Source organism: Streptomyces sp. JNUCC 63 (assembly GCF_054366325.1).
In genome coordinates this window covers 8,703,591-8,724,977 of the sequence record NZ_CM135963.1, presented here as the reverse complement: position 1 = coordinate 8,724,977, position 21,387 = coordinate 8,703,591, and the positions used below count along the sequence as shown (strand labels likewise).

Here is a 21,387-nt window from a genome sequence, read left to right as displayed (position 1 = left end):
ATCGTTACCGTAAGAGCGGTCTGCGTCGACACAGCATGCCACTGCACCGGAAATCATTGCGGTATTACGAGCGAGCAGGTTTCCCCGGGTGTGATGGTCACCGCGCGGTCGGCCAGCATCACGCGAATCGGAGACTCCTCCGAGTCCGGCACGCTGATTTCCAGTTGCTCGCTCCGGCGTCGCACGCCGACGCCCCAATGACCGCGGTAGTGCACCGTGAACCCGTACTCGGAGACAGCTGGGAGAGGTACCGGGTCCAGCCACAGCGCGTCTTCGCGTGTCTCCAGGCCCGTCAAACCACGCTGCACCAAGTCCAGGGTTCCGGCCATGGCTCCGAGGTGGATGCCCTCGCCGGTGGTGCCGCCCTGGATGTCGGCGATGTCCGCCTCCAGCGCCTCATGGACGTACTGCCATGCGTCCGCCCTCCTGGCCTTGGCGAGGACCAGACCGTGGACGAGTTCGCTGAGGGTCGAGCCATGGCTGGTGCGCTGCAGGTAGTAGTCCACCGTTCTGCGCCAGACGTCGTCGTCCAGGTCGTATCCGAGACGCCGGAACAGAGCCCGCAACTCGGCGGGCGAGAGCAGGTAGCCGAGCATGAGAACGTCGGCCTGCTTGGACGCCTTGTAGCGGTTGACGGTGTCCCCTTCGGCTTCGAGGATGCGGTCCAGCCGCCGGATGCTGCCGTAGCGCGCCCGGTAGGCGTCCCAGTCGAGCTCGGCGAGGTCGTCGTAGCCCTCGAACTGGCTGATGACGCCCTCGTGGAACGGCACCCGCAAGCGGTGGGAGACCTCCTCCCACGCCGCCGGCTCGCCGGCGTCCAGCCGGACCCGGTGGAACAGTTCCTCGCGCCGCCATGCGGGAAGTCGCCGCAGGAGTTCCAGGGTGCGGGTCAGAACCCAGGCGGCGGTGATGTTGGTGTAGGCGTTGTCGTCCAGCCCCGGCTCCGCGGCCTCCGGGTAGCTGTCGTGGTATTCGTCGGGGCCGACGACACCGCGGATCCGGTAGCGGCCCGTGTCGGAGTCGAAGACCGCGAAGTCCGCCCAGAAGCGCGCGATCTGCAGCAGCATCTCCGCGCCCCTGGTGTACAGGTACTCCGTGTCGCCGGTGGCCTGGCAGTACTGCCAGACGTTGTAGGCGATCGCCGAACCCACATGGTGCTGGAGGCGGGAGTGGTCCGGCAGCCAGCGGCCCGAGGCCGGATTGAGATGCCACTCCTGGGACTCCTCACGGCCGTCGCTTCCGCTCTGCCACGGATACATCGCCCCTGCCCGGCCGACCGAGGCCGCCGCTCTGCAGGCCCGGGGGAGCCGCCGGTAGCGGTAGTTCAGCAGCCCCCGGGAGACCTCCGGGAAGTGCAGGTTGAGATAGGGAAGGACAAAGAGCTCGTCCCAAAAGACATGCCCCCGGTACGCCTCGCCGTGCAGTCCCCGGGCAGGGACGCCCACGTCCAGGTCCGCAGTGTGCGGTGAGAGCGTCTGCAGCACGTGGAAGAGATGGAAGCGCAGGATGCGGCCGGCCTCGCCGGGCACCTGGAGGTCCGCCCGTCGCCACAGCCGCTGCCATGCGGCGACATGCGAGTCCAGCAAGGTGGGGAACTCCGCCGCTGTGGAGACCCGGTCGACGGCTTCGCCGAGCGGGTCGCTGATCGCCGTGTCCCGTGAGGTGTGCAGCGCCACGGTCTTGTCCACGGTGACGGGCCGGCCAGGAGCGATCGGGACGATCAGACGGTGAACGGCACGGTGGTGCGTCGAACGAAGCACCGATAAGGCCGGAGCCTGGTCGGCGAAGACCGTCGTCCGCGAGGCCAGGGCGACAGCGATGTCCGAAGAGCTGGTCCGGCAGCTCAGCCACACCGTGTGGGGCTCCCGTGTGCCGGTTCGCACACGGCTGACATGGTGATGGTCGAGGGCGCGGTAGCGGTGCACATTGCCGTTGATCACCTCGCCGTCCAGGGAGCTTTCGATCTCGATCTCCCCGGACCAGTCCTCGGCAGTGAGGACCGTCCGCAGCGCGGCCAGGTGGGGATCGCCCATGTGCACCAGGCGGGTCTGCTCGACGCTGAGCAGACCCGTCTCGTCGTTCCTGTGGCGGAAGGAGCGGGTGAGCGTGCCGCGTCGCAGATCCAGAACGTGCTGGTGGTCCACGAAGGCGTGCGTGCTGGGGGAGAACCACGAGCCCCACGCGCCTTGCGCACGGCGTATACGGAACCGGAGAAGCAGCCAGTTCGGGAGGTTGACCAGGTCCTCGTTCACCACCTGCCGCCCGGTCACGGTCGACTCCAGACGGTTGTAGCAACCGGCCACATAGGTCCCTGGGTAGTGCACCAGGCCGGCGCGACATTCGGGCAGCGCGCCCCGTGTGGCGAAGTAGCCGTTGCCGAGGGTGCAGAGGGACTCACGCAGCCGCTCGGCAGTGGGGTCGTAGCCCTTCCACTCCCATGTCCATTCCGACATCCGCCACTTCCCTCTCCTCGGCAGGCCGTGGGGCTCAGGCACGAGCGGCGAGCCTCAGACAGGCTGGGGGACGACGGCGACCGGGCAGTCCGAGTGGTGCAACAGGGCGTGAGCGACCCTGCCGAGTTGCAGGCCGAAGTGGCCGTGCCGGCGCTGAGCACCGACAACGACCAGGTCGGCCTCGGCCGATGCCTTCAGGAGAACGCGGTGGGCGGGGCCTTCGACCGGCCGACGATGGACATCGACCTGGGGGGACTCCCGTATGGCCTCGCGCAGTGCGTCGTCGAGACCGGTCGCGGCCCGCTCCTCCCGCAGCCGGGCGGCGTCGTCCGCGATCAGCATGTGGTCCACGGGCTCCTGCGACGGGTTGCGCCAGGCCCTCACGGCCATCAAGGCGCAGCCGCGCACCTCGGCCTCGCGGACGGCGAACCGTACGGCCGCCGCACCGCCGGTCGCGTCACCGATCCCCACCACGATGCGGCCGAAGGCCCCCCGACGGTTGGGTTCCGCACCACGAATCACGATGACCGGGCACACGGCGCGAGCCGCCACCGCCAGACTGACGGATCCCAGCAGCATGCCGGCGATCTCTCCGCGCCCACGTGAGCCCGTCACCAGGGCAGATGCCTCGGGCCCCGCCCGCAACAACGCGGACACGGCGTCCTCGGGCAGTGCCTTGCTCGTGACCTTGACCTCGGGATTGCGACGCCGGGCGCGTTCCACGCAGGAAGCGACGATGTGCTCGGCCATGACCTCCTCGGCCGGACGGTCGGTGCTGAAGGACGGCTGGGCTCCCTCGTAGATCTCCCACAGGGAGGCATGGACAAGGTGGAGGGGCAGTCCGTGCCGTGCCGCCTCGTCCACCGCCCAGTCGACCGCCGTCAGACTGGAGTCCGATCCGTCGACGCCGACCACCAGTGGGAGTTCCATCGCCGTCACCGCCTTCGCCGCCCGGCTGCGAGAGCCCCCCTGTGAATACCGTCGCACTGCCTGGTCGGCGCCGCGACACGCCGCAGGGCCCGGAGGGGGGATGTCCGGCCGGTTGGCCGCGGGCCCGGTCGCGATGACGCTTGAGGAAATGGCCGAGCCCACCCTTCCGGCACGCCTTGCAAGGACCGAGGACATGCCTGTCACTGCCCCGCACATCGTGAGCGATGTGATGACCGCGCCCGCGGTCGCCGTCGGGCGCGAGGCGCGGTTCAAGGAGATCGTGCGAACCATGGACGAGCGGCATGTGAGTGCCGTCCCGGTCGTGGGTGGCGAGGGGCGGGTGGTCGGTGTGGTCTCGGAGGCCGACCTGCTGCCCAAGGAGGAGTTCCGGGACCACGAGCTCACCCGCTTCGAGCGGATCCGGCGCCGGGCGGACCTGACCAAGGCGGAGGGCATGACTGCTGAGGAGCTGATGAGCACGCCCGCTGTCACGGTCAGCCCGGACGACACCCTCTCCCAGGCGGCCCGGCTCATGGCCGTGCATCGCATCAAGCGGCTCCCCGTTGTCGATGACGAGGACGGATTGCGTGGCATCGTCAGCCGTGGCGACCTGTTGAAGGTCTTCCTGCGGTCGGACGAGGACATCGAGGAGGAGGTCCGCCGCACGGTGGTGTCCTACCTGTTTCCCATGCACGCCCATGCCATCCACGTGTCTGTGCGGGACGGGGTCCTCGTGCTTCGCGGGCCTGTCCACGACACCTCGCTGATCTGGGCTGATCTGGGTTGCCGAGCGCCTCGTGAGCGGGTTGGAGGGCGTGGTGGGCGTCGAGTCCCGGCTCAGTGGCAAGGATCCGAGTGAACCGTGGCCGTCTACTGATCGGCCGGAGTGATCCGCCGACCCGTCAGGCTCGTGGGCCGGATCGACACCCACATCTCGCGCTCTCCGCCCGGCCACGGTGTCGTGTGCGCGTGCTGGATGAGCCTGCGCACGGCCTCGGGGTCCGTCACCACACTTGCCGGGCCGACGGCGAGCACGCTCCAGCCCTGGCTCAGGGCCTCGTCCACGTGGTCGACCTCGAAGGCGACCTCCCTCTCCGCTGCCGCCGCCGTCACGGAGTCGGGCGCGGTCCGGAAGACGATGGCGTCGTCGACGACCTCGTAATTGACCGGGACGACCACCGGGCGGCCGTCGGACGCCGACACCGCGACGCGCCCCACGCCGTGCGTGGAGAGCAGGGTGCGGCACTCCTTTGGGGCGAGGTCGCGCAGCTGGGGGTGCAGCAAGGCGTGACCCTGACCGGGCGGGAGATCGATGCCTCCGCCACGCAGTGCGGCGACCGTGGTGCCCAGGGCGTCCGCCAGCCTGATGAGAGTCGCCGAGGTGGGGTCGGCAGGCCTTTCCTCCAGGTAGGCCAGGTAATGGAGCGACATCCGGGCGCGGCCGGCAGTCTCCTCCCGGCTGAGCCCGCGCCGCCGGCGTTCGACGGCCACGCGTCGGCCAATGTCGCCGGGATTGTTCGGCCCGCTTGACTGGGGCGCCGTGGAGACGGCAGCCCTCCTCTGCGTGTCCGGCACTGTCTGGTGCGCGGCCACGGGCTCCCCATGCTCAAGGTGGTGGATATGGGCGTCGGGGCCGGGGAACACGAGCGTCACCTCGTCCGTGTCCGACCAGCGCACGTCGTAGGGGGGTGTTCCATCCTCGTGGTGGAGGCCGACGATCTCGCCGTCGCGCCTGGCTACGCCGGTCGCCGGACTCTCGATGATGAGTTGGTCGCCGAGGTGAGCTCGCATGATCGCCGCCCTCTCCTCAGAATGGTGCTGTATCCAACCTGCCACGCGGGCCACACCGCCGCACGGGGCGGCGGCCCCGTATCCGCGAGGTGGGTGTCCCGCACCCGGGAGGCGACATGCACCACCGAACAGTCGAGGAGCTCATGTCCCGGGACGTCGTCCGGGCACGGCCCGACACGCCGTTCAAGGAGCTCGTCAGGCTGCTGGAGGAGAACGACGTCACCGCCGTGCCCGTGGTGGACGAGCTCGACCGTCCGATGGGCGTGGTGTCCGAGGCCGATCTGCTTCGCAAGAGCGCCGACCAGGCCGACCCGTCGGGCAGGACCCCCATTCCGCATCTTGAGGCGTGGGAGCGTGCCAAGGCCGAGGGGGCCCGGGCCGAGGAGCTGATGTCCGCTCCCGCGGTGTGCGCGCGGCCCGAGTGGACCGTGGTCGAGGCTGCCCGCCTCATGGAGACCCAAGATGTCAAACGGCTGCCTGTGGTCGACGAAGCCGATCGGCTCTTGGGCATCGTCAGTCGTGGTGATCTGCTGCGGATCTTCCTTCGCCGTGACGAGGCCATCCGCGAGGAGATCACCGGGGATCTTTTGCGACGCACCTTGGGGCTCGATCCACGAGACGTGACCGCGGAGGTGCGCGATGGGCGGGTCACCCTTGCAGGCACCGTGGAGCAGAGGAGTCTGATCCCCGTCATCGAGCAGTTGTGCCGGGGCGTCGACGGCGTGGTCTCAGTCACCACGCAGATGGCCTTCCGGACGGACGACACCCGGAATTCACCCACCGGGACGCTTTGACTCTGTGCGGATTCACCTGGTCTCCTTCGAGGATGCCCCGTCCTTCAGGGCGGGGAGGAATCGAAGCTCCCGCGTAGCGGGGCATGGGATAGAGCAATCGCCGTCAGGGCGATTGGTCGTCTCCACCAACCGGGCCGAGCGCGACCTCAAGCAGGTGGACGATCTCAGAGTTGAGGGACCGCCGGTCGGCCCGCGCCTCCTCAACGAGGCGTGTATGCAGGGCCGCTGGCAGGCGGAGAGAGATCCGCTTCTCGTCTTCCATGCTAAAATGATGCCATGACGACACCACGGAAAGCTGAGGAGGATACCGGGCGTGCCCGGTACACCTACCGGCTTCGCGTGTCGTCGACCGCCCGCACCGCGCTGCTTGCCGAATGGGGCCGCTGCCGCTGGATCTGGAACGAATGCGTCGCCAAGTCCCGGCAGGTACACGCCCACAACCGCGCGCACCCGGACGACAAGCCGACGTGCGGCCCGGCCCAGCTCGACAAGATGCTGACCGAGGCCCGCGCCGAGCTGTCGTGGCTCCGTGACGGTGCCTCGGTACCGCAACAGCAGATCATCAGGGACTTCGCCAAGTCCCGCTCCAAGGCACTGAAGGACATCGAGAAGCGCCTGCCCATGCGGCAGCGCGCAGGCATGCCCAGGGTGAAGAAGAAGCGTGAGGCTCTGCCCACGCTGAACTACACGACCCGGGGCTTCCGCCTGAAGGACGGCCGCCTGCACCTGGCCGGCGGCATCGTCCTGACCGTGGTGTGGTCCCGCGAACTCCCGTCCGCGCCATCCTCGGTGCGCGTGTACCGTGACGCGGTCGGGCACTGGTACGCCTCGTTCGTCGTCGCCACCGAAGCCCAGCCTCTCCCGGAGACGGGAGCCGTCCTCGGCGTGGACTGGGGCGTCAAGGAAACCGCCACTACCACGAGCGATGTCCACGACCTCCCCCACGCCGGGCATGGCAAGCGTGCGGCGCAACGCCTCGCCCGCTACCAGCGGATGATGGCCCGCCGCCGCCCCGCCAAGGGGCAGGCCGCGTCCAAGGGCTACCGCGAAGCCCAGCGGCAGACCGCGAAGCTGCACAAGAAGGTGGCCCGGCAGCGGCAGGACACCGCCCGCAAGTGGGCCAAGCGCGTCGTGCGCGACCACGACGCGATCGCTGTCGAGGACTTCCGCCCGAAATTCCTCGCCAAGACCACCATGGCTCGCAAAGCCGCCGACGCGGCGATCGGCGCCACGAAGACGGCGCTGATCGAGATGGGCCGCAAGCATGCGCGGGATGTGCGTCTGGTGCACCCCGCGCACACCACCATGGACTGCGGATCGTGCGGAGCGAGAACCAAGCACGCACTGCCGCTGTCGGAACGCACCTATACCTGCACCGCGTGCGGAGCCGTCTCCTCCCGGGACAAGAACTCCGCCCGCGTGATGCTGGTCCGGGCTGGTCTCAACCCGGCTGGTGTCGAGGGCGTAAGACCCCCGGGGGCGCTGCTCCCAGAGGCGGCCTGAGCCAGGAATCCCCTCCCTTCAGGGCGGGGAGGACGTCAAGAGGGTTGTCCAGTGGACTGACGGGTGCTGGGCCGGAGGGCAGGCATGCCCTGGATGTCGTGTTCGGCGGTCTCCAGCAACTGGTGAGCGAGGTCGATCATGGCCCTGCCCGCCGCCAGTTCGTCGCCGATCTCCGGGACGTTCGTGTCCGCCGGATTGCAGTGCGCGGTTCCGTGGCCGGTGAGCGCCGTGGTGCCAGTGTCCAGCACCAGGTGTGCCTTCGTCGTTCCGTCGTCCTCCTCGAAGAGGTCGAGACGTACCTTCCACTGCCCTGTGTGCGACATCGTTCTCTCCTCGCTTCCGCGACCTGCTGAACTCCACTACGGACAGCGGCGCTTGATGTCCATCAGCGGACGGACGGGATGTCTCGGAACCAGGTGGTCGGCCTCCAGCGGGCCACTGGCCGGTACCTGGTCTTCCCACGATCGGACGACAGCTGTCTTCGGTCACGGGGCCGAAGGTCCCTGTGGGACCGGCGACCGGCCCGGAAGCCGACGCTCCGTCTCTCTCGTCCTGCGGCGGTCACATCTGGGGGACGACGGCGACGGGACACGGTGCGTGATGCAGCAGTGCGTGATTGATCAGGCCGAGCTGCAGGCCCGGGTGTCCGAGTCGCCGCCGGGCGCCCACGACCAGCAGATCCGCCGTTGACGCGGCCTCCAGAAGTGCCGGGCGTGCCGGTTTCTCGATCAATCGCCGGCTCACCGTGGCGTCACGGTACTTTTCTGCAGGGCGGCGCAGGGCGTCGTCGAGCACTTGGGCCGGCGGGCGCCGGTGGGCTTCCAACTGCCACGACGGGGCCTGCGGTGTCGTACAAGCACCGGACGGTGCGCTCCAGGCGTGCAGCGCCACGAGTTGGCAGCGCCGCACATGGGCCTCGCGCAATGCGAAGTCCACGGCCGTGCCGCTGCCCTCCCCGTCCTCGACACCCACGACGACACTTCCGAAACGGGCATCGCGATTGTCCGGAGTGCCCCGGACCACCACGACCGGGCAGTCGGCGCGTGCCGCCACGGCGAGGCTGACCGAGCCGAGGAGCATGCCGGAAAGATCTCCGAGTCCCCTGTCCCCCAGCACCAGCGCGAAGGCGTTGCGCCCATGGCCGACCAGGGCGGAGGCCGCGTTCTCGTACGACACCTCGCTGGACAGCCGTACCGCTGGTGCGCCCTTCCTGGCACGCTCCGAGGCAGTGCTGATCACGTCGGACGCTTCCTGCTCACCGGCCGCCGCGTGCAGGAGATGGAGCGGGACCCCGTGCCGAGCCGCCTCGGCGGCGGCCCAGTCGACCGCCTCCAGGCTCGCCTCGGATCCGTCGACGCCCACCACGAGGGGAATCGTCACCGCGCCCGTCTCCTCTCCTGCTGCATGCCACGGCTCCGGCCCCCCTCACGGGTCCACATGCGCCGTGGCGAGGACCGGGGGATCCTCGAAGTGGGAGAACTCACCGCGCCGGGTATGCAGGCGACGTCCGGACCATCCGCACAGTCGGACTCGTGCACCGTTCCCTCCAGCTTCTTACGAGACGGAGGCCGCCGCCATGCAACCAGTCGTCACCATGGACCTCGACGGCTCGCCTGAGAGTCTGGCCGCCGCACGTTGGGCCGCCGACGAGGCCGAGAGGCGCAAACTCCCGCTGCGGCTGCTGCACGCGTGGCCGATGCTTGGTCCGGAACCGACCCGCGTCCCTGCGGAAGCAGATCAGAACTACCGGGCGAAACGCCTCGTCCACACTGCGCAGGCGGAGCTGCAAGATCGTGCCGGTCTGGCGCCCTGCCTTGGTCCGGTGGCGCAGGCCGCCATCCATCACGGGCGCTGCCCCGCCGCCGTCGTTCCTCATGACTGAGCCCGGCCTCCGCGAGTCGCGGGCCGACACGTCCGCTCTCGAGTCCGCTGCCCGGCACGACGGCGAGCCTCTGTCGCGGGCCGGTGTGTGCGAGACCCACACCGCGACGCTGTTCTTCGTCGGCGACCGGGCCTACAAGGTGAAGAAACCGGTCGATCTGGGATTCCTGGACTACTCCACGGTCGCCGCGCGCCGGGCCGCGTGCGAGCGCGAAATAGCCCTCAACCGTCGGTTCGCCCCCGACGTCTACGTGGGCCTGGGCGAATTCCGCAGCCCCGATGTGGAGGCACCTGAACCACTCGTGGTGATGCGCCGCATGCCGGAGGATCGCCGTCTCTCCCACCTTGTCCGCGTAGGGGCTGCCGTGGACGATGTCCTGCGAACCGTCGCCCGGCACCTGGCCGCGTGGCATGCGGCCGCACCCCGCGGCCGTGACGTGGACGCACAGGGCACGCGGGATGCCTTGTCGGCACGTTGGGAGGCGAGCTTCGCGCAGGTTCACGCGCTGGCCGCCGACGGCGTCGTGCCCGACGGGGTGACGGAGATCGAGCAGCTGGTGCGCCGCTATCTCGCCGGTCGCAAGCGGCTGTTCGACGCCCGTATCGAGCAGGGACGGGTGGTCGACGGCCACGGCGACCTGCTCGCCGAGGACGTCTTCTGCCTCGACGACGGTCCCCGCGTCCTGGACTGCCTGGAGTTCGACGACCGTCTCCGCCATGTCGACGGCCTGGACGACGCCGCCTTCCTCGCCATGGACCTGGAACAGCTCGGAGCCCCGGAGGCCGCGGCGTACTTCCTCGCCCGGTACGGCGAGTACTCCGGGGATCCCGCGCCCCCGTCCCTGTGGCACCACTACGTCGCCTACCGCGCCTTCGTCCGCGCCAAGGTCTCGGTGATTCAAACCCGCCAGGGCACGCCCGGTGCCGAATCGGCGTCGCGGCGGCTTGCTTCCATGGCGCTGCGCCACCTGCGCACCTCCGCCATCGGCCTCACCCTCGTCGGCGGACTGCCGGGCAGCGGGAAGTCCACACTCTCCGGAGCCCTGGCCGACCGGCTGGGGGTCACCCTGCTCAGCAGCGACCGCATCCGCAAGCAGCTGGCGGGCATCCCGACGGAGCAGTCCGCCGCGGCCGGTTACGGCGAAGGGCTGTACACGCCCGAAAGGACGGCCAGGACGTACGCCACCCTGCTCGACCGCGCAGCCGTGCTGCTCTCCTCCGGCGAATCGGTCGTCCTCGACGCCACCTGGTCCGATGCCGCACAGCGTGAAGCCGCTGTGCGTGTGGCCGAACGCGCCGGCGCCGACCTGGTCGCGCTGCACTGCCATGTGCCGGGCGACGTGTCGGCGGCCCGCCTGAGCACACGCGCCCCCGGCGCATCCGACGTCGGCCCCGAGATCGCCACCGTCATGGCTGCCAGGGAACCACCGTGGCCCGAAGCCGTCCCGGTCGACACCAGTGGCGCGTTGGAGTCCGCCGTCGCTCAGGTGCTGACGGCCGTACGCCCGTGGGGCACCGGCCAGACTCCGCTCTTCCGCCGCCCCTACATGGAGCCGGACTGAGGCGTGCGGGTGGCCGTGTTGCCCACGGACACTGCGGGGTGACCGTGAAGATGGGGGAGCGAGGAAGTGAATTCGCTGCGAGCGCTCGTCCACCACGGCCCGGCACACACCTCCTGGGACATCGTCCCTGATCCTGTGATCGAGGAGGCGACCGACGCGATCGTGTGAATCGACGCCACCACCGTCTGCGGCAGTGATCCGCACATCCGGCGGGGCGACTTCCCCGGGGTGAAGCCGGGGACGGTTCTCGGCCACGAGGCCGTCGGCGAGATCGTGGAGATCGGCGGACAGGTCCACCACCTGCGCCCCGGTGATCAGGTGATCGTGTCGTCCGTCTCGGCCTGCGGTCATTGCAGGGAGCGCCGCGACGGCAGGTACGGACAGTGCCGCGGGGCGGCGGATGGATCCTGGGGAGTCTGATCAACGGCACGCGGGCCGAGATGGTGCGTGTGCCGTTCGCCGATCAATCCGCCACCCGGCGCTCCTCCGATTTCCCGCTCGATGGCGCGGTGCTGCTCGCCGAGCTCCTCCCGACCGCCTACGAGGTCGGGGTCCGGAACGGACATGCCGGCCCGGGCGACACCGTCGTCGTGGTGGGCGCCGGCCCGGTCGGCCTGGCCACGGTGGTCGTCGCGCGGCTCTACTCGCCCTGCAGGATCATCGTGGTGGACCTGGTCGGCGCTCGGCTGGAGACCGCTGCCCGGGTGGGGGGCGGATGCCGCCGAATCGCCGGGGAAGATGATCGCCGGCCTGTCCGAGGGACCGGGCGCAGACTTGGTCATCGAGGTGTCAGGTGATCCGGACGGCTTCGTGCTGTCCACGCGCGCCGTCCGCACGGGAGGGCACATCGCCGGCACGCACGGCAAACCGGCGACGTTGCCTCTGGAGTCGCTCCGGCGCAAGAACGCGACGATCAACACGGGTCAGGTCGACACCTCCTCCACACCGTGGCTGCCGGAGCTGATGAGGTTCGGGCACCTGCCCGTCTCTTCGTTGGTCACCCACACCTTCGGTCTCGATCGAATGGAAGACGCCTACGGGGTGTTCGCACACGGCACCAGCAAGGGCGCCCTGAAAGTCGTGCTGCACCGCGAGTGAGGTCCGAGGCACCGAGCGAGCACGAACGCCGGGGCTCACGGCGCTGGGCTGGTCCCGTCCTTCGACCTGTTGACCAGGAACCGCGTGGCATCCGACAGCGTGGTCAGTTCCGGGTAGTCCTCCTCGTCGATACGGACTCCCGAGCGCTCGGACAGCAGCTCGACCAGGCTCAGGAAGTCGAGCGAATCCAGTTCGAGCACGTCGCGAAACTTGTCGTCCGGTTCGACCAGAGTGAAGTCGGCGTCGGGGATGATCTGCGTGATCGACTCCTTGATCACTGACAGAGCCTCCGCCTTGTTCAGGGGCTTCATCGGAATTCCTCCGTGGATACCCCGGCCTTCAGGCCGGGGTGGGGGTACCTCCCGCTTGCGGGGGAGAAACGGACTCCTGCGGAGCAGGTCAGGGAAGGCCGAATCGCCGCCGGGGCGATCCGGCGTCTGTCGGCCACCGGTCGACGCCCTTGACTCATACGGGAGTTGGTAGAATGTGAGGAATGGCGCAGCAGGTCAAGCGGGCGTTCAAATACCGCTTCTACCCCACGGACGAGCAGGCAGCGGAGCTGTCCCGCACGTTCGGCTGCGTCCGCCTGGTGTACAACAAGGCGCTTCAGGAGCGCACCCGCGCCTGGTACGGCGAGCAGCGCCGCATCTCCTACGTGCAGTCCTCCGCCGCGCTGACGCGGTGGAAGAAGACCGAGGAGCTCGCCTTCCTGGCCGAGGTGTCCTCCGTCCCGCTCCAGCAGGCGCTCCGGCATCTGCAGACGGCGTTCGCCAACTTCTTCGCCAAGCGCGCCAAGTACCCGCGTTTCAAGAGCCGGAAGAAGTCCCGTGCATCGGCGGAGTACACCCGCTCGGCTTTCACGTGGCGCGACGGACGGCTGACGCTGGCGAAGATGGCCGGGCCGCTGGACATCCGCTGGTCGCGTCCGCTGCCCGAGGGCGCAGAGCCCACGACGGTGACGGTGTCCCGCGATGCTGCGGGGCGCTGGTTCGTGTCCCTGCTGTGTGAGGACACCATCGCGTCGGCTCCGGCCACGGACGGGGCGGTCGGCCTGGACGCCGGGATCACCTCCCTGGTGACCCTGTCCACCGGAGAGAAGATCGTCAACCCCCGGCACGAGCGCCGCGACCGTGACCGCCTGGCGAAGGCGCAACGGGAACTGTCGCGGAAGGCGAAGGGCTCGACCAACCGGGCCAAGGCCCGCCGCAAGGTGGCCCGCGTCCACGCGCGGATCACCGACCGCCGCCGGGACTTTCTCCACAAACTCTCCACTCGTCTCGTCCGTGAGAACCAAACGGTCGTGATCGAGGACCTCACCGTCCGCAACCTGCTGAGGAACGGCAGGCTCGCGCGCGCCGTCTCGGACGCGGCCTGGACGGAACTGCGCATCATGCTGGAGTACAAGTGCGCCTGGTACGGGCGCGAACTCGTGGTGATCGACCGCTGGTTCCCCAGCAGCAAGCTGTGCGGGGCCTGCGGCACGGTCCGCGAGAAGCTGCCGCTGAACGTCCGGGAGTGGGCGTGCGAGTGCGGCACCGTGCACGACCGCGACGTGAACGCGGCACGCAACATCCTGGCCGCCGGGCTGGCGGCGTCCGCCTGTGGAGACGGTGTAAGACCTCAACGGGAGTCCTCCCGGACGGGGCGGTCGTCGGCGAAGCAGGAAGCCCAGCGGGCGACCGCTGGAATCCCCCGCCTTCAGGCGGGGGAGGAAGCCAACTGACTCACAGCTCCTCGGGTTTCTGCAGCAGCCGGTCGACCGCCGTGAGGTAGCGCGCGCCCACGGCGCCGTCCGTGGCCCGATGGTCGGCGGCCAGGGTCGCGGTCACCACCGGACGCACGCCGAGCATGCCGCCCGCGGCCCAGGGCCGCTCGACGACCGCTCCGAAGCCGACCAGGGTCACTTGGGGCGGGTGGATGACCCCGAACACCGCCTCCACGCCCTGGTCGCCCAGGCTGGTGACGGTCAGAGTGGCGCCGGCCATCTCGCTCCCGCGCAGCCTTCCCCGGCGGGCGCGCTGGACCAGGTCCTTGAGACGGGGCATGAGGGCGTCGGGCGGCAGTGTGTCGGCGCGGTGGATCACCGGTGCGAGCAGTCCGCCCTGCCGGAGCGACACCGCGACGCCCAGATTGACCTCGGAAGCGGGGGCGAATCCGTCGTTCTGCCAGTAGCCGTTGAGGTCCGGTACCTCGCGCGCCGCCGCCGCGGCGGCCTTGAGCAGGAGGGCCGCGGGCACGAGGCGGTCGGCGGGCGGACGACCGCGGTTGATCCGGCGCAACCAGTCCTCGGCCGCCGTGAGGTCGATGGTGGTGGACAGGTAGTAATGCGGGATCTCCCGCTTGGAGCGGCTCATGAGGCCGGCGATGGCACGGCGTACGGTGTCCGTACGGTCCTCGGGGCGGCTGTCGATCGGTACGGCCGCGGCCGGGCGCTGCTCGTCGTTCTGCGGGCGCCGATCGGGCTGCTCGGGTTCGTTTCCTCCGGCACGTGCGTGCATGGCCGTGTGCACGTCCGCCGCCCGCACGGCTCCGCCGTCCCCGGTGCCCCGTACCGCCGTCAGGTCGACGCCGAGGTCGTGGGCGAGGCGCCGTGCGTACGGGGTGGCCCGCACCCTGGGCGCGATGGGCGGCTGGACATGTTCCACGTCGGCACGCGTGATCCGTCCGCCCCGGCCGGTGCCGCGCAATGTCGTCAGGTCGACACCCCGCAGCGCGGCCAGGTGCCGTACGAGCGGTCCGGCGCCGATGACCGACGTGGCTTCGCCGGACGGCTCCTGCGGCGCTGGTGCGTGCTGTCCGGTCGGCTGTTTCCGGGATTCGGTGTGTACCGGCTCCCGGGTGGGTGTGGGCCTGCGGGCCGCTTTCGGCCGAGGTTTCGGCCGCTCGTGCCGTGCGGACGGTTCCCTGTCGGCCTCCGCGCTCATGGGCGTCTTGTACGGGACTGCCTCCCCGACCGGCTGGGCGGCTCTGGGCGGAACCGCCTCCGCCCCGGCCGTCACCGGCTCCATGGGGGTGCCCGGCGGCCGCACGGCGGGCGCAGCCTCCCCCTCGATCACCGCGAGCGGTGTCCCCACCGGCACGCGGGCCCCCGGCTCAACGAGCAGCCGCCCCACGGTCCCGGACTCGAAGCACTCGACCTCGATGGCCGCCTTGTCCGTCTCCACGACCGCCACGACGTCGCCCTTGTGCACCCGGTCCCCAGGACTCACGAGCCACTCCTGCAGCACTCCCTCGTCCATGTCGGCGCCGAGCGAGGGCATGGTGAACGCCGTCATCTCAGCCCGACCTCCCGGTGACCGGCCGCTGCTCCACCCCGTCGGATCCGAGTGGCACGGGCTCGCCGACGGCGCGCTGCGCGGCGGCGACGATTCCGCCCACCTGGGGCAGCGCGGCCTCCTCCAGCCTGCGCGCGTACGGCATGGGCACCTCGGCGCTGCACACACGCTCGACGGGGGCGTCGAGGTCGAAGAAGTGCTGTTCCGTGAGACGCGCCGAGATCTCCGCGGCGAGGCTGCCGGTGCGCCAGCCCTCGTCGACCACGACGGCACGGTGCGTGCGCGCCACCGAGCCGCCGATGGTGGCGTCGTCCAGTGGGCGCAGGGTGCGCAGGTCGACGACCTCCGCGCTGATGCCGTCGCTCGCGAGGTCGTCGGCGGCGGCCAGTGCCTTGGGCAGGGAGCCGCCGTACGTGATCAGGGAGACGTCCGTACCGGGCCGGCGAACAGCCGCGTGGCCGATGTCGACCGGCCCGGCGTCGGCGGGCAGGCCGCCCGAGACGTTGTACAGGCTGCCGTGCTCGAAGATCAGTACCGGGTCGGGGTCGGCGAGCGCGGGGGCCAGCATGTACCGGGCGTCGGTGAGGGTCGCCGGGGCCAGGACCCGCAGTCCGGGGATGTGCGCGTACCAGCCCTCCAGGCTGTGCGAGTGCTGGGCCGCGAGCTGCCGTCCCGCGCCCGTGGTCATCCGGATCACGATCGGTACGGGCAGTTGGCCGCCCGACATGTGCAGCAGGGTCGCCGCGTTGTTGAGGATCTGGTCGAGGGCCAGCAGGCTGAAGTTGACCGTCATGATCTCGACGATCGGCCGCATGCCCGCCAGGGCCGCACCGATGCCGGCGCCGACGAACGCCGACTCGGACAGCGGGGCGTCGCGGATCCGTTCAGGCCCGAACTCCTCCAGCAGGCCGAGGCTGACGCCGAAGCAGCCGCCGTACCGGCCGACGTCCTCGCCCATCAGGAACACACGCTGGTCGGTGCGCAGCGCCTCGCGCAGGGCCTCGCGCATGGCCTCCCGATAGGTCGTCTTCCGGTTGGAAGGCGCGGCGGCTTCGGCGGTAGGGGTGTGGGTCGTGGTCATGGCCGGGGCGCCTCCACCGGGCTGGTGACGTACTTCAGCAGGTCCTCGACGGGCTCCTCCGTAGCCTGCTCGGCCGCCTCCACGACCGCGTCGATCTCGGCGGCCAGACGGTCCTCCAGGGTCGTGCGGGCCTTGTCGGTCAGCTCCTTCGCGTCCCGCAGCTGCCGGGCGAGCCCCTCGACCGGGTCGCGTTCCTTCCAGCGCTCGATCTCGGCCTTGTCGCGGTAACGGTCCGGGTCGTACATGGAGTGGGCGCGGAAGCGGTACGTACGCATCTCCAGGAAGTGCGGCCCGCCACCGGCACGCACCCCTTCGGCGGCCCGCCGGGCGGCGTCCTCGACGGCGAAGACGTCCATGCCGTCGACCGCCCAGGAGACCATGCCGTACCCGGCCGCGCGCAGCGCGAGGTCGGTCTGGGCCTGGTGACGGGCCAGGGCAGTGCCCATCGCGTACAGGTTGTTCTCGCAGACCAGCAGCAGGGGCAGTTGCCAGAGCGCGGCAAGGTTCGCGGTCTCGTGGAACTCGCCCTCGGCGAAGGCCCCGTCGCCGAAGAAACAGCAGGTGACGCGGTTGCGGCCGGTCATGCGGTCGGCGAGGGCGAGGCCGGCCGCGAGCGGGAGCCCGCCGCCGACGATCGCGTTGCCGCCGTAGAAGCGACGGCCGGCGTCGAAGAGGTGCATCGAGCCGCCACGGCCGCGGCTGCAGCCGGTGACCTTGCCGAACATCTCGGCCATGATCGCCTCGGCCGGAACCCCGCGGGCGAGTGCGTGCCCGTGTTCGCGGTACGTCGACACGACCGCGTCGTCGTCCGTGAGCGCCTCGTTGACGCCGACGGCCACGGCCTCCTCACCGATGTAGAGGTGCATGAAACCCCGGATACGTGCCGCGCTGTACAGCTCCACACAGCGTTCCTCGAACCGGCGGACGCGCAGCATGGACTCCAGCAGGGCCAGGCGGTGCGCGACTTGACGGTTCGGCCGGGTCGCGGACCGCGGTGTGCGCGGGGTGCGGGTGGTGGTCATGCGGACCGCTCCGTCCTCGCCGTGGAGGAGGCTTCCGGGGTGGAGTCCTCCAGGGTGGAGATGTCGCCCTCGGGCAGGCCGAGCTCACGGGCCCGCAGCAGGCGGCGCATGACCTTGCCGCTGCGGGTGTGCGGCAGGTGCTGGTCGAAGGCGATCTCGCGGGGCGCCACGGCCGGGCCCAGTCGGCGCCTGGCGAAGGCCAGCAGTTCCCGCCGCATCGTGGTGGTCGCGTCGAAGCCCGGCCGCAGCGCGACGAACGCCTTGACGATGTTCCCGGCCACGGGATCGGGGCGGCCGATGACCCCGGACTCGGCGACCGCCGGATGTTCCATCAGGGCACTCTCGACCTCGAACGGCCCGATGAGGTGTCCTGCCGATTTGATGACGTCGTCGGCGCGGCCCACGAACCAGTACCAGCCGTCTGCGTCGCGTCGTACCAGGTCGCCGGTGAGGTACCAGCCGTCCGCGAAGGCCGCCGCAGTACGCGGCTCGTCGTGCAGATAGCCGCGGAACATGGACGGCCAGCCGGGCCGGAGCGCCAGCTCGCCCTCCACGCCGGGCTCCTCCAGCACGGTGACGTGCCCGTCGGAGACCTCGGCCCGGCCGTCCTCTCCGCGTCGCAGTACCGCCGCCTCCACACCGGGCAGCGGGCGTCCCATCGAGCCGGGGCGGATGTCGCAGGCGGCGAAGTTGGCGATCATGATGGCGCCGGTTTCGGTCTGCCACCAGTTGTCGTGCACCGGCAGTCCGAGCACGTCCCGTCCCCACACCACGGCCTCCGGGTTGAGCGGCTCACCGACCGACGCGATGAACCGCAGCGCACTCAGGTCGAACGAGCGGGGCAGGTCGTACGGCCCCGTCCTCGGCGTCGTCCGCATCAGCATGCGCAGAGCCGTCGGCGCCGTGTACCAGACGCTCACCCGCTGTTCGGCGAGGGTCCGGTACCAGCGGCGGGCGTCGTAGTCGCCCTCGTCCACCACGACCGTCACGCCGTGCATGAGCGGTGCGACGATCCCGTAGGACATCCCGGTCACCCAGCCCGGGTCCGCGGTGCACCAGAACACGTCGTCCTCATGTAGGTCGAGGGCGTACAGCGCTGTCATGAAGTGGGCGACGGCCGCCTCGTGCACGTGCACCGCGCCCTTGGGGATGCCCGTCGTGCCGCTCGTGAAGTGCAGCAGGGCCATGTCGTGCGGGGAGGTCGGCGGGATCGCGAAGGTGTCGGCCGCGTCGGCCATCAGCGCGGCGAGGGGCAGGGTGCCGGGCAGGTCGTCCGCCCCGTCGCCGACGATCAGTACGTGGCGCAGGGCGGCGAGGCCGTGGCGTCCCCCGGCGACCTTCCTGCGGTACAAATCCGCCGTGGTGACCAGCACCCGCGCGTCGCTCAGCGTCATCCGCTGGAACACCGGGTCCGGTCCGAAGGCGGAGAACAGCGGGCACAGCACACTGGTGTTCTTCAGCGTGCCGAGGACCACGGTGTACAACTCGGGACAGCGCTCCAGCAGCGTCACCACCCGGTCGCCGCGCCCGATACCGAGGCTGCGGAGCACGTTGGCGAAACGTGACGTCGAGCGGGCCAGATCCCCATAGGTCACCGAGGTGACGGAGTCGTCCCGCCCGACACAGCGCAGCGCGACCGCTGTCGCACGGTCCGATGCCGCGTGCCGGTCCACGGCCTCGTGCGCGATGTTCAGTCCCCGCCCGCCGGTCAGCCCCTGCAGCCGGCTGCGTGCCGCCTGCCACGAGAAGCTCGCGCACTCCTTGTCGTAGTCGCGCAGATTGGGGGCGGTGCGCAGCGGGATGTCCTTCCGGATGGTCTCCCATGGCATGCCGGCCCCTCCTTCCTTCGGGCCTGCTTCGATCATCCGCCCGGACCGCCCCGCCCGCACTGGGGCGAAGGGCCCCCGTCCGTGGCCGGACGGCACCGGTGCGGCGGCGTCGCTTGCCCGAGACGATGGATCGAGTCAGGTTCCCGGGAGGTGAACGGGTACGGGGCGTCGGTTCCGGCTCACACTGCTGGGCGTGGGCGCCATGGCGTCGCCACGCTTCGCACCGGCCGGTCTGCTGGTCGCCTGTGGCCGCCATCGGGTCGCGTTCGACGGCGGCCCCGGGGCGGAGCCGCCGGAGGGCCGGCTGGACGCCTGGCTCGTCACCGACGAGCAGGCCGAGCTGCGCTCCGCCTTGCGGCGTCTCGCCGCCGAGCGCGGGCTGGTGCCGCGCATGACGGACGCGGACCTGGGCGAGCTGCGCATCAGGGCGCCGCCGGTCGCGCACACTTCTCATCCGACGTGCGGTTACCGGATCGGGGGAGGGACGGGTGCGATGGTGTGGGCACCGGAGTTCTGGACCTTCCCGGCCTGGGCGGCGGACGCGGAGCTGATGTTCGCGGAGGCCTCGTGCTGGGACCGCCCCATCCGCTTCCGCGGCGGAGTGGGCGGGCACGCTCCCGTGCGGGAAGTCGGCGCTGAAGCGGCCCGGAACCGGATCGGACGCCTGGTGTACGCGCACATCGGCCGCCCCTGTCTACGAGCGATGGACGCCGGTCTGACCCCTGAATTCGGGGAGTGGGGCCGCGAACACGTACCTCCTCTCGCCGCATCGCAGACTGTGGTGAACGTCGTGGAGCGCCTACGACGCCCGACTGGGGCCACAGCCGTCGGCTCGGCAGAGGTCATGGGGACCAATGACCCTGCCCGCTTGCCCGCATGGCTCTATCGGCGGGCCGCCGTGGCCGGAAATGCTTCGGTCGGGGCCTGAAAGGACGGCACGGCCCCATGTGCTGTCCGCTGTGCTGAAGGAGGCCGGTCATGAGTGCCTACGCCGGCGTGAACGCCTCCCCGCCGCTCGCTTCCGACGGGCTTGTCATGGGCAAGGACGGCATGACCGCACTCGTGGACGTGCTGGTCCGGCGCGGTTTCACCGTCATAGGGCCCACGGCGCGGGACGGCGCCATCGTGCTGGCGGAGCTGAGGTCGGCCGACGAGTTGCCCTACGGATGGGGCGTGGAGCTGGAGGCGGGGCGGTACCGGCTGCGGGAGCGCTCGGACGGCGCAGCCTTCGCGAACGCGGCGGGTCCCCAGTCGTGGAAACCGTTCCTGCATCCGTCGCGGGTGCGGGAGTGGAGCGCCGACCGGGTGGAGGGCGAGTTGGTCCTCACGGCCGACCAGGCCGCACCTTCTCGGTACGCCTTCCTGGGGGTGCGCCCCTGCGATCTGCGGGCCATCGCCATCCAGGACCGGGTACTGACCGGTGGGGCGTACCGCGACCCCGTTTACCAGGGACGACGCTCCGGGGCACTGCTGATCGTGGTCGAGTGCACGGAGCCCGGCGCCACGTGCTTCTGCGTCTCGATGGGCACCGGACCCGCCGCCGGTCCCGGCTACGACCTGGTGATGACCGAAGTGATCGACGAGGACGGGCACCGCTTCTGGGTCCGCAGCGGCAGTCAGGAGGGCGCGGAGATCCTGGCCGAGCTGCCCGCTCGTCCGGCCGACCCGGAAACCCGGGAGACGGCTCGCGCAGGCGTCACGGCCGCCGCGGACCGCATGGGGCGGACCATGCCCGAGGCCGATCTGCGGGAGCTGATGGCCGGAACGCTCGACGCGCCCCGCTGGGACGACGTCGCCGGGCGGTGCCTGACCTGCGGCAACTGCACCATGGTGTGCCCCACCTGCTTCTGCACCACCACCGAGGACGTCACGGACCTCACCGGTGACCACGCGGAGCGGTGGCGGTTGTGGGACTCGTGCTTCGACCTGGACTTCTCCCACCTGCACGGCGGCCCGGTCCGTGCCTCCTCGCGCAGCCGCTACCGGCAGTGGATGACCCACAAACTCGGCACCTGGTACGACCAGTTCGGCTCGTCCGGCTGCGTGGGCTGCGGACGCTGCATCGTATGGTGCCCGGTCGGTATCGACATCACCGAGGAAGCCGCCGCTCTGCACGACTGGACACGGTCTGGAACACCGGCATCGGAGGAGGCGGCGCCGTGACCGGG

Annotated in this window: 20 protein-coding genes and 2 pseudogenes; 11 read left to right on the top strand and 11 right to left on the bottom strand. The window is 70.4% G+C overall.

The features are described 5' to 3' along the window. Positions 1 to 53: 53 nt before the first annotated feature. Together ACX25U_RS40990 and ACX25U_RS40985 are read right to left on the bottom strand one after the other, a co-directional pair. On the bottom strand, positions 54 to 2,453 hold the full coding sequence (locus ACX25U_RS40990) for a glycoside hydrolase family 65 protein (protein ID WP_454387706.1): 2,400 nt from the start codon (positions 2,451 to 2,453) through the stop codon (positions 54 to 56). Between the two features lie 54 nt (positions 2,454 to 2,507). Further along, complete coding sequence (locus ACX25U_RS40985; protein WP_454387704.1) at positions 2,508 to 3,383, bottom strand: universal stress protein; 876 nt, start codon at positions 3,381 to 3,383, stop codon at positions 2,508 to 2,510. A 193-nt stretch (positions 3,384 to 3,576) separates the two neighbouring features. On the opposite strand from ACX25U_RS40985, the pseudogene ACX25U_RS40980 reads away from it, so the two are divergent. Then, positions 3,577 to 4,273 (top strand): annotated as a pseudogene (locus tag ACX25U_RS40980) (CBS domain-containing protein). Here the strand turns inward: ACX25U_RS40980 and ACX25U_RS40975 are convergent. Continuing rightward, positions 4,254 to 5,174, bottom strand: a complete 921-nt coding sequence (locus ACX25U_RS40975; protein ID WP_454387702.1) for a pyridoxamine 5'-phosphate oxidase family protein — start codon at positions 5,172 to 5,174, stop codon at positions 4,254 to 4,256. The pseudogene ACX25U_RS40980 and the gene ACX25U_RS40975 overlap by 20 nt on opposite strands. Positions 5,175 to 5,290: 116 nt before the next feature. On the opposite strand from ACX25U_RS40975, the gene ACX25U_RS40970 reads away from it, so the two are divergent. Further along, positions 5,291 to 5,968 (top strand): CBS domain-containing protein, encoded by a 678-nt coding sequence (locus ACX25U_RS40970; protein WP_454387700.1) that lies wholly within the window; start codon positions 5,291 to 5,293, stop codon positions 5,966 to 5,968. Positions 5,969 to 6,071: 103 nt separating this feature from the next. Here ACX25U_RS40970 and ACX25U_RS40965 read toward each other — a convergent pair whose 3' ends face one another. After that, positions 6,072 to 6,230, bottom strand: coding sequence for an Arc family DNA-binding protein (locus tag ACX25U_RS40965; RefSeq protein ID WP_454387698.1), 159 nt, complete (start codon positions 6,228 to 6,230; stop codon positions 6,072 to 6,074). 14 nt (positions 6,231 to 6,244) lie between these two features. Here ACX25U_RS40965 and ACX25U_RS40960 point away from each other — a divergent pair, with 14 nt between their 5' ends. After that, positions 6,245 to 7,471, top strand: a complete 1,227-nt coding sequence (locus ACX25U_RS40960) for an RNA-guided endonuclease InsQ/TnpB family protein (protein WP_454387696.1) — start codon at positions 6,245 to 6,247, stop codon at positions 7,469 to 7,471. A gap of 35 nt (positions 7,472 to 7,506) precedes the next feature. On the opposite strand, the gene ACX25U_RS40955 is transcribed toward ACX25U_RS40960, so the two are convergent. Then, positions 7,507 to 7,794: a DUF1876 domain-containing protein gene (locus ACX25U_RS40955; protein WP_454387694.1), complete on the bottom strand. Its 288-nt coding sequence runs from the start codon at positions 7,792 to 7,794 to the stop codon at positions 7,507 to 7,509. A gap of 238 nt (positions 7,795 to 8,032) precedes the next feature. Next, entirely contained in the window at positions 8,033 to 8,851 is an 819-nt protein-coding gene (locus ACX25U_RS40950) for a universal stress protein (protein ID WP_454387693.1), read from the bottom strand. Positions 8,852 to 9,047: 196 nt separating this feature from the next. Between ACX25U_RS40950 and ACX25U_RS40945 the strand changes: the two are divergent. From ACX25U_RS40945 to ACX25U_RS40925, 5 genes and pseudogenes are all read left to right on the top strand, one after another. Further along, positions 9,048 to 9,266, top strand: a pseudogene (locus tag ACX25U_RS40945) (universal stress protein); the annotation flags it as partial. 79 nt (positions 9,267 to 9,345) lie between these two features. After that, positions 9,346 to 10,914: a bifunctional aminoglycoside phosphotransferase/ATP-binding protein gene (locus tag ACX25U_RS40940; RefSeq protein ID WP_454387692.1), complete on the top strand. Its 1,569-nt coding sequence runs from the start codon at positions 9,346 to 9,348 to the stop codon at positions 10,912 to 10,914. A 168-nt stretch (positions 10,915 to 11,082) separates the two neighbouring features. Continuing rightward, the gene (locus ACX25U_RS40935; protein WP_454394734.1) at positions 11,083 to 11,334 is read left to right on the top strand and encodes an alcohol dehydrogenase catalytic domain-containing protein; all 252 of its coding nucleotides are present in this window, start codon (positions 11,083 to 11,085) and stop codon (positions 11,332 to 11,334) included. 20 nt (positions 11,335 to 11,354) lie between these two features. Continuing rightward, complete coding sequence (locus ACX25U_RS40930) at positions 11,355 to 11,711, top strand: hypothetical protein (protein WP_458633796.1); 357 nt, start codon at positions 11,355 to 11,357, stop codon at positions 11,709 to 11,711. Continuing rightward, positions 11,701 to 12,012, top strand: coding sequence for a hypothetical protein (locus ACX25U_RS40925; protein WP_454387689.1), 312 nt, complete (start codon positions 11,701 to 11,703; stop codon positions 12,010 to 12,012). Before ACX25U_RS40930 ends, ACX25U_RS40925 begins: the two co-directional genes overlap by 11 nt. Before the next feature lie 35 nt (positions 12,013 to 12,047). On the opposite strand, the gene ACX25U_RS40920 is transcribed toward ACX25U_RS40925, so the two are convergent. Continuing rightward, positions 12,048 to 12,323, bottom strand: coding sequence for an acyl carrier protein (locus ACX25U_RS40920; RefSeq protein WP_454387688.1), 276 nt, complete (start codon positions 12,321 to 12,323; stop codon positions 12,048 to 12,050). 182 nt (positions 12,324 to 12,505) lie between these two features. On the opposite strand from ACX25U_RS40920, the gene ACX25U_RS40915 reads away from it, so the two are divergent. After that, a complete protein-coding gene (locus tag ACX25U_RS40915) occupies positions 12,506 to 13,735 on the top strand; it encodes an RNA-guided endonuclease InsQ/TnpB family protein (RefSeq protein WP_454387686.1) in 1,230 nt (409 codons plus the stop codon). A gap of 1 nt (position 13,736) precedes the next feature. Here ACX25U_RS40915 and ACX25U_RS40910 read toward each other — a convergent pair whose 3' ends face one another. From ACX25U_RS40910 to acsA, 4 genes are read right to left on the bottom strand one after another with little or no spacing between them, the layout of a single operon-like run. Beyond that, the gene (locus ACX25U_RS40910; RefSeq protein WP_454387684.1) at positions 13,737 to 15,287 is read right to left on the bottom strand and encodes a 2-oxo acid dehydrogenase subunit E2; all 1,551 of its coding nucleotides are present in this window, start codon (positions 15,285 to 15,287) and stop codon (positions 13,737 to 13,739) included. A gap of 1 nt (position 15,288) precedes the next feature. Next, positions 15,289 to 16,368, bottom strand: coding sequence for an alpha-ketoacid dehydrogenase subunit beta (locus tag ACX25U_RS40905; RefSeq protein WP_454387682.1), 1,080 nt, complete (start codon positions 16,366 to 16,368; stop codon positions 15,289 to 15,291). Further along, positions 16,365 to 17,390, bottom strand: a complete 1,026-nt coding sequence (gene pdhA, locus ACX25U_RS40900; protein WP_454387680.1) for a pyruvate dehydrogenase (acetyl-transferring) E1 component subunit alpha — start codon at positions 17,388 to 17,390, stop codon at positions 16,365 to 16,367. The genes ACX25U_RS40905 and pdhA overlap by 4 nt, the downstream gene beginning before the upstream one ends. Beyond that, positions 17,387 to 19,219 (bottom strand): acetate--CoA ligase, encoded by a 1,833-nt coding sequence (acsA, locus tag ACX25U_RS40895; RefSeq protein WP_454387678.1) that lies wholly within the window; start codon positions 19,217 to 19,219, stop codon positions 17,387 to 17,389. Before acsA ends, pdhA begins: the two co-directional genes overlap by 4 nt. Before the next feature lie 193 nt (positions 19,220 to 19,412). Here acsA and ACX25U_RS40890 point away from each other — a divergent pair, with 193 nt between their 5' ends. Further along, positions 19,413 to 20,147, top strand: a complete 735-nt coding sequence (locus tag ACX25U_RS40890; protein WP_454387676.1) for a hypothetical protein — start codon at positions 19,413 to 19,415, stop codon at positions 20,145 to 20,147. A 50-nt stretch (positions 20,148 to 20,197) separates the two neighbouring features. Next, positions 20,198 to 21,382 (top strand): 4Fe-4S dicluster domain-containing protein, encoded by a 1,185-nt coding sequence (locus tag ACX25U_RS40885; protein ID WP_454387674.1) that lies wholly within the window; start codon positions 20,198 to 20,200, stop codon positions 21,380 to 21,382. Positions 21,383 to 21,387 lie beyond the last annotated feature (5 nt).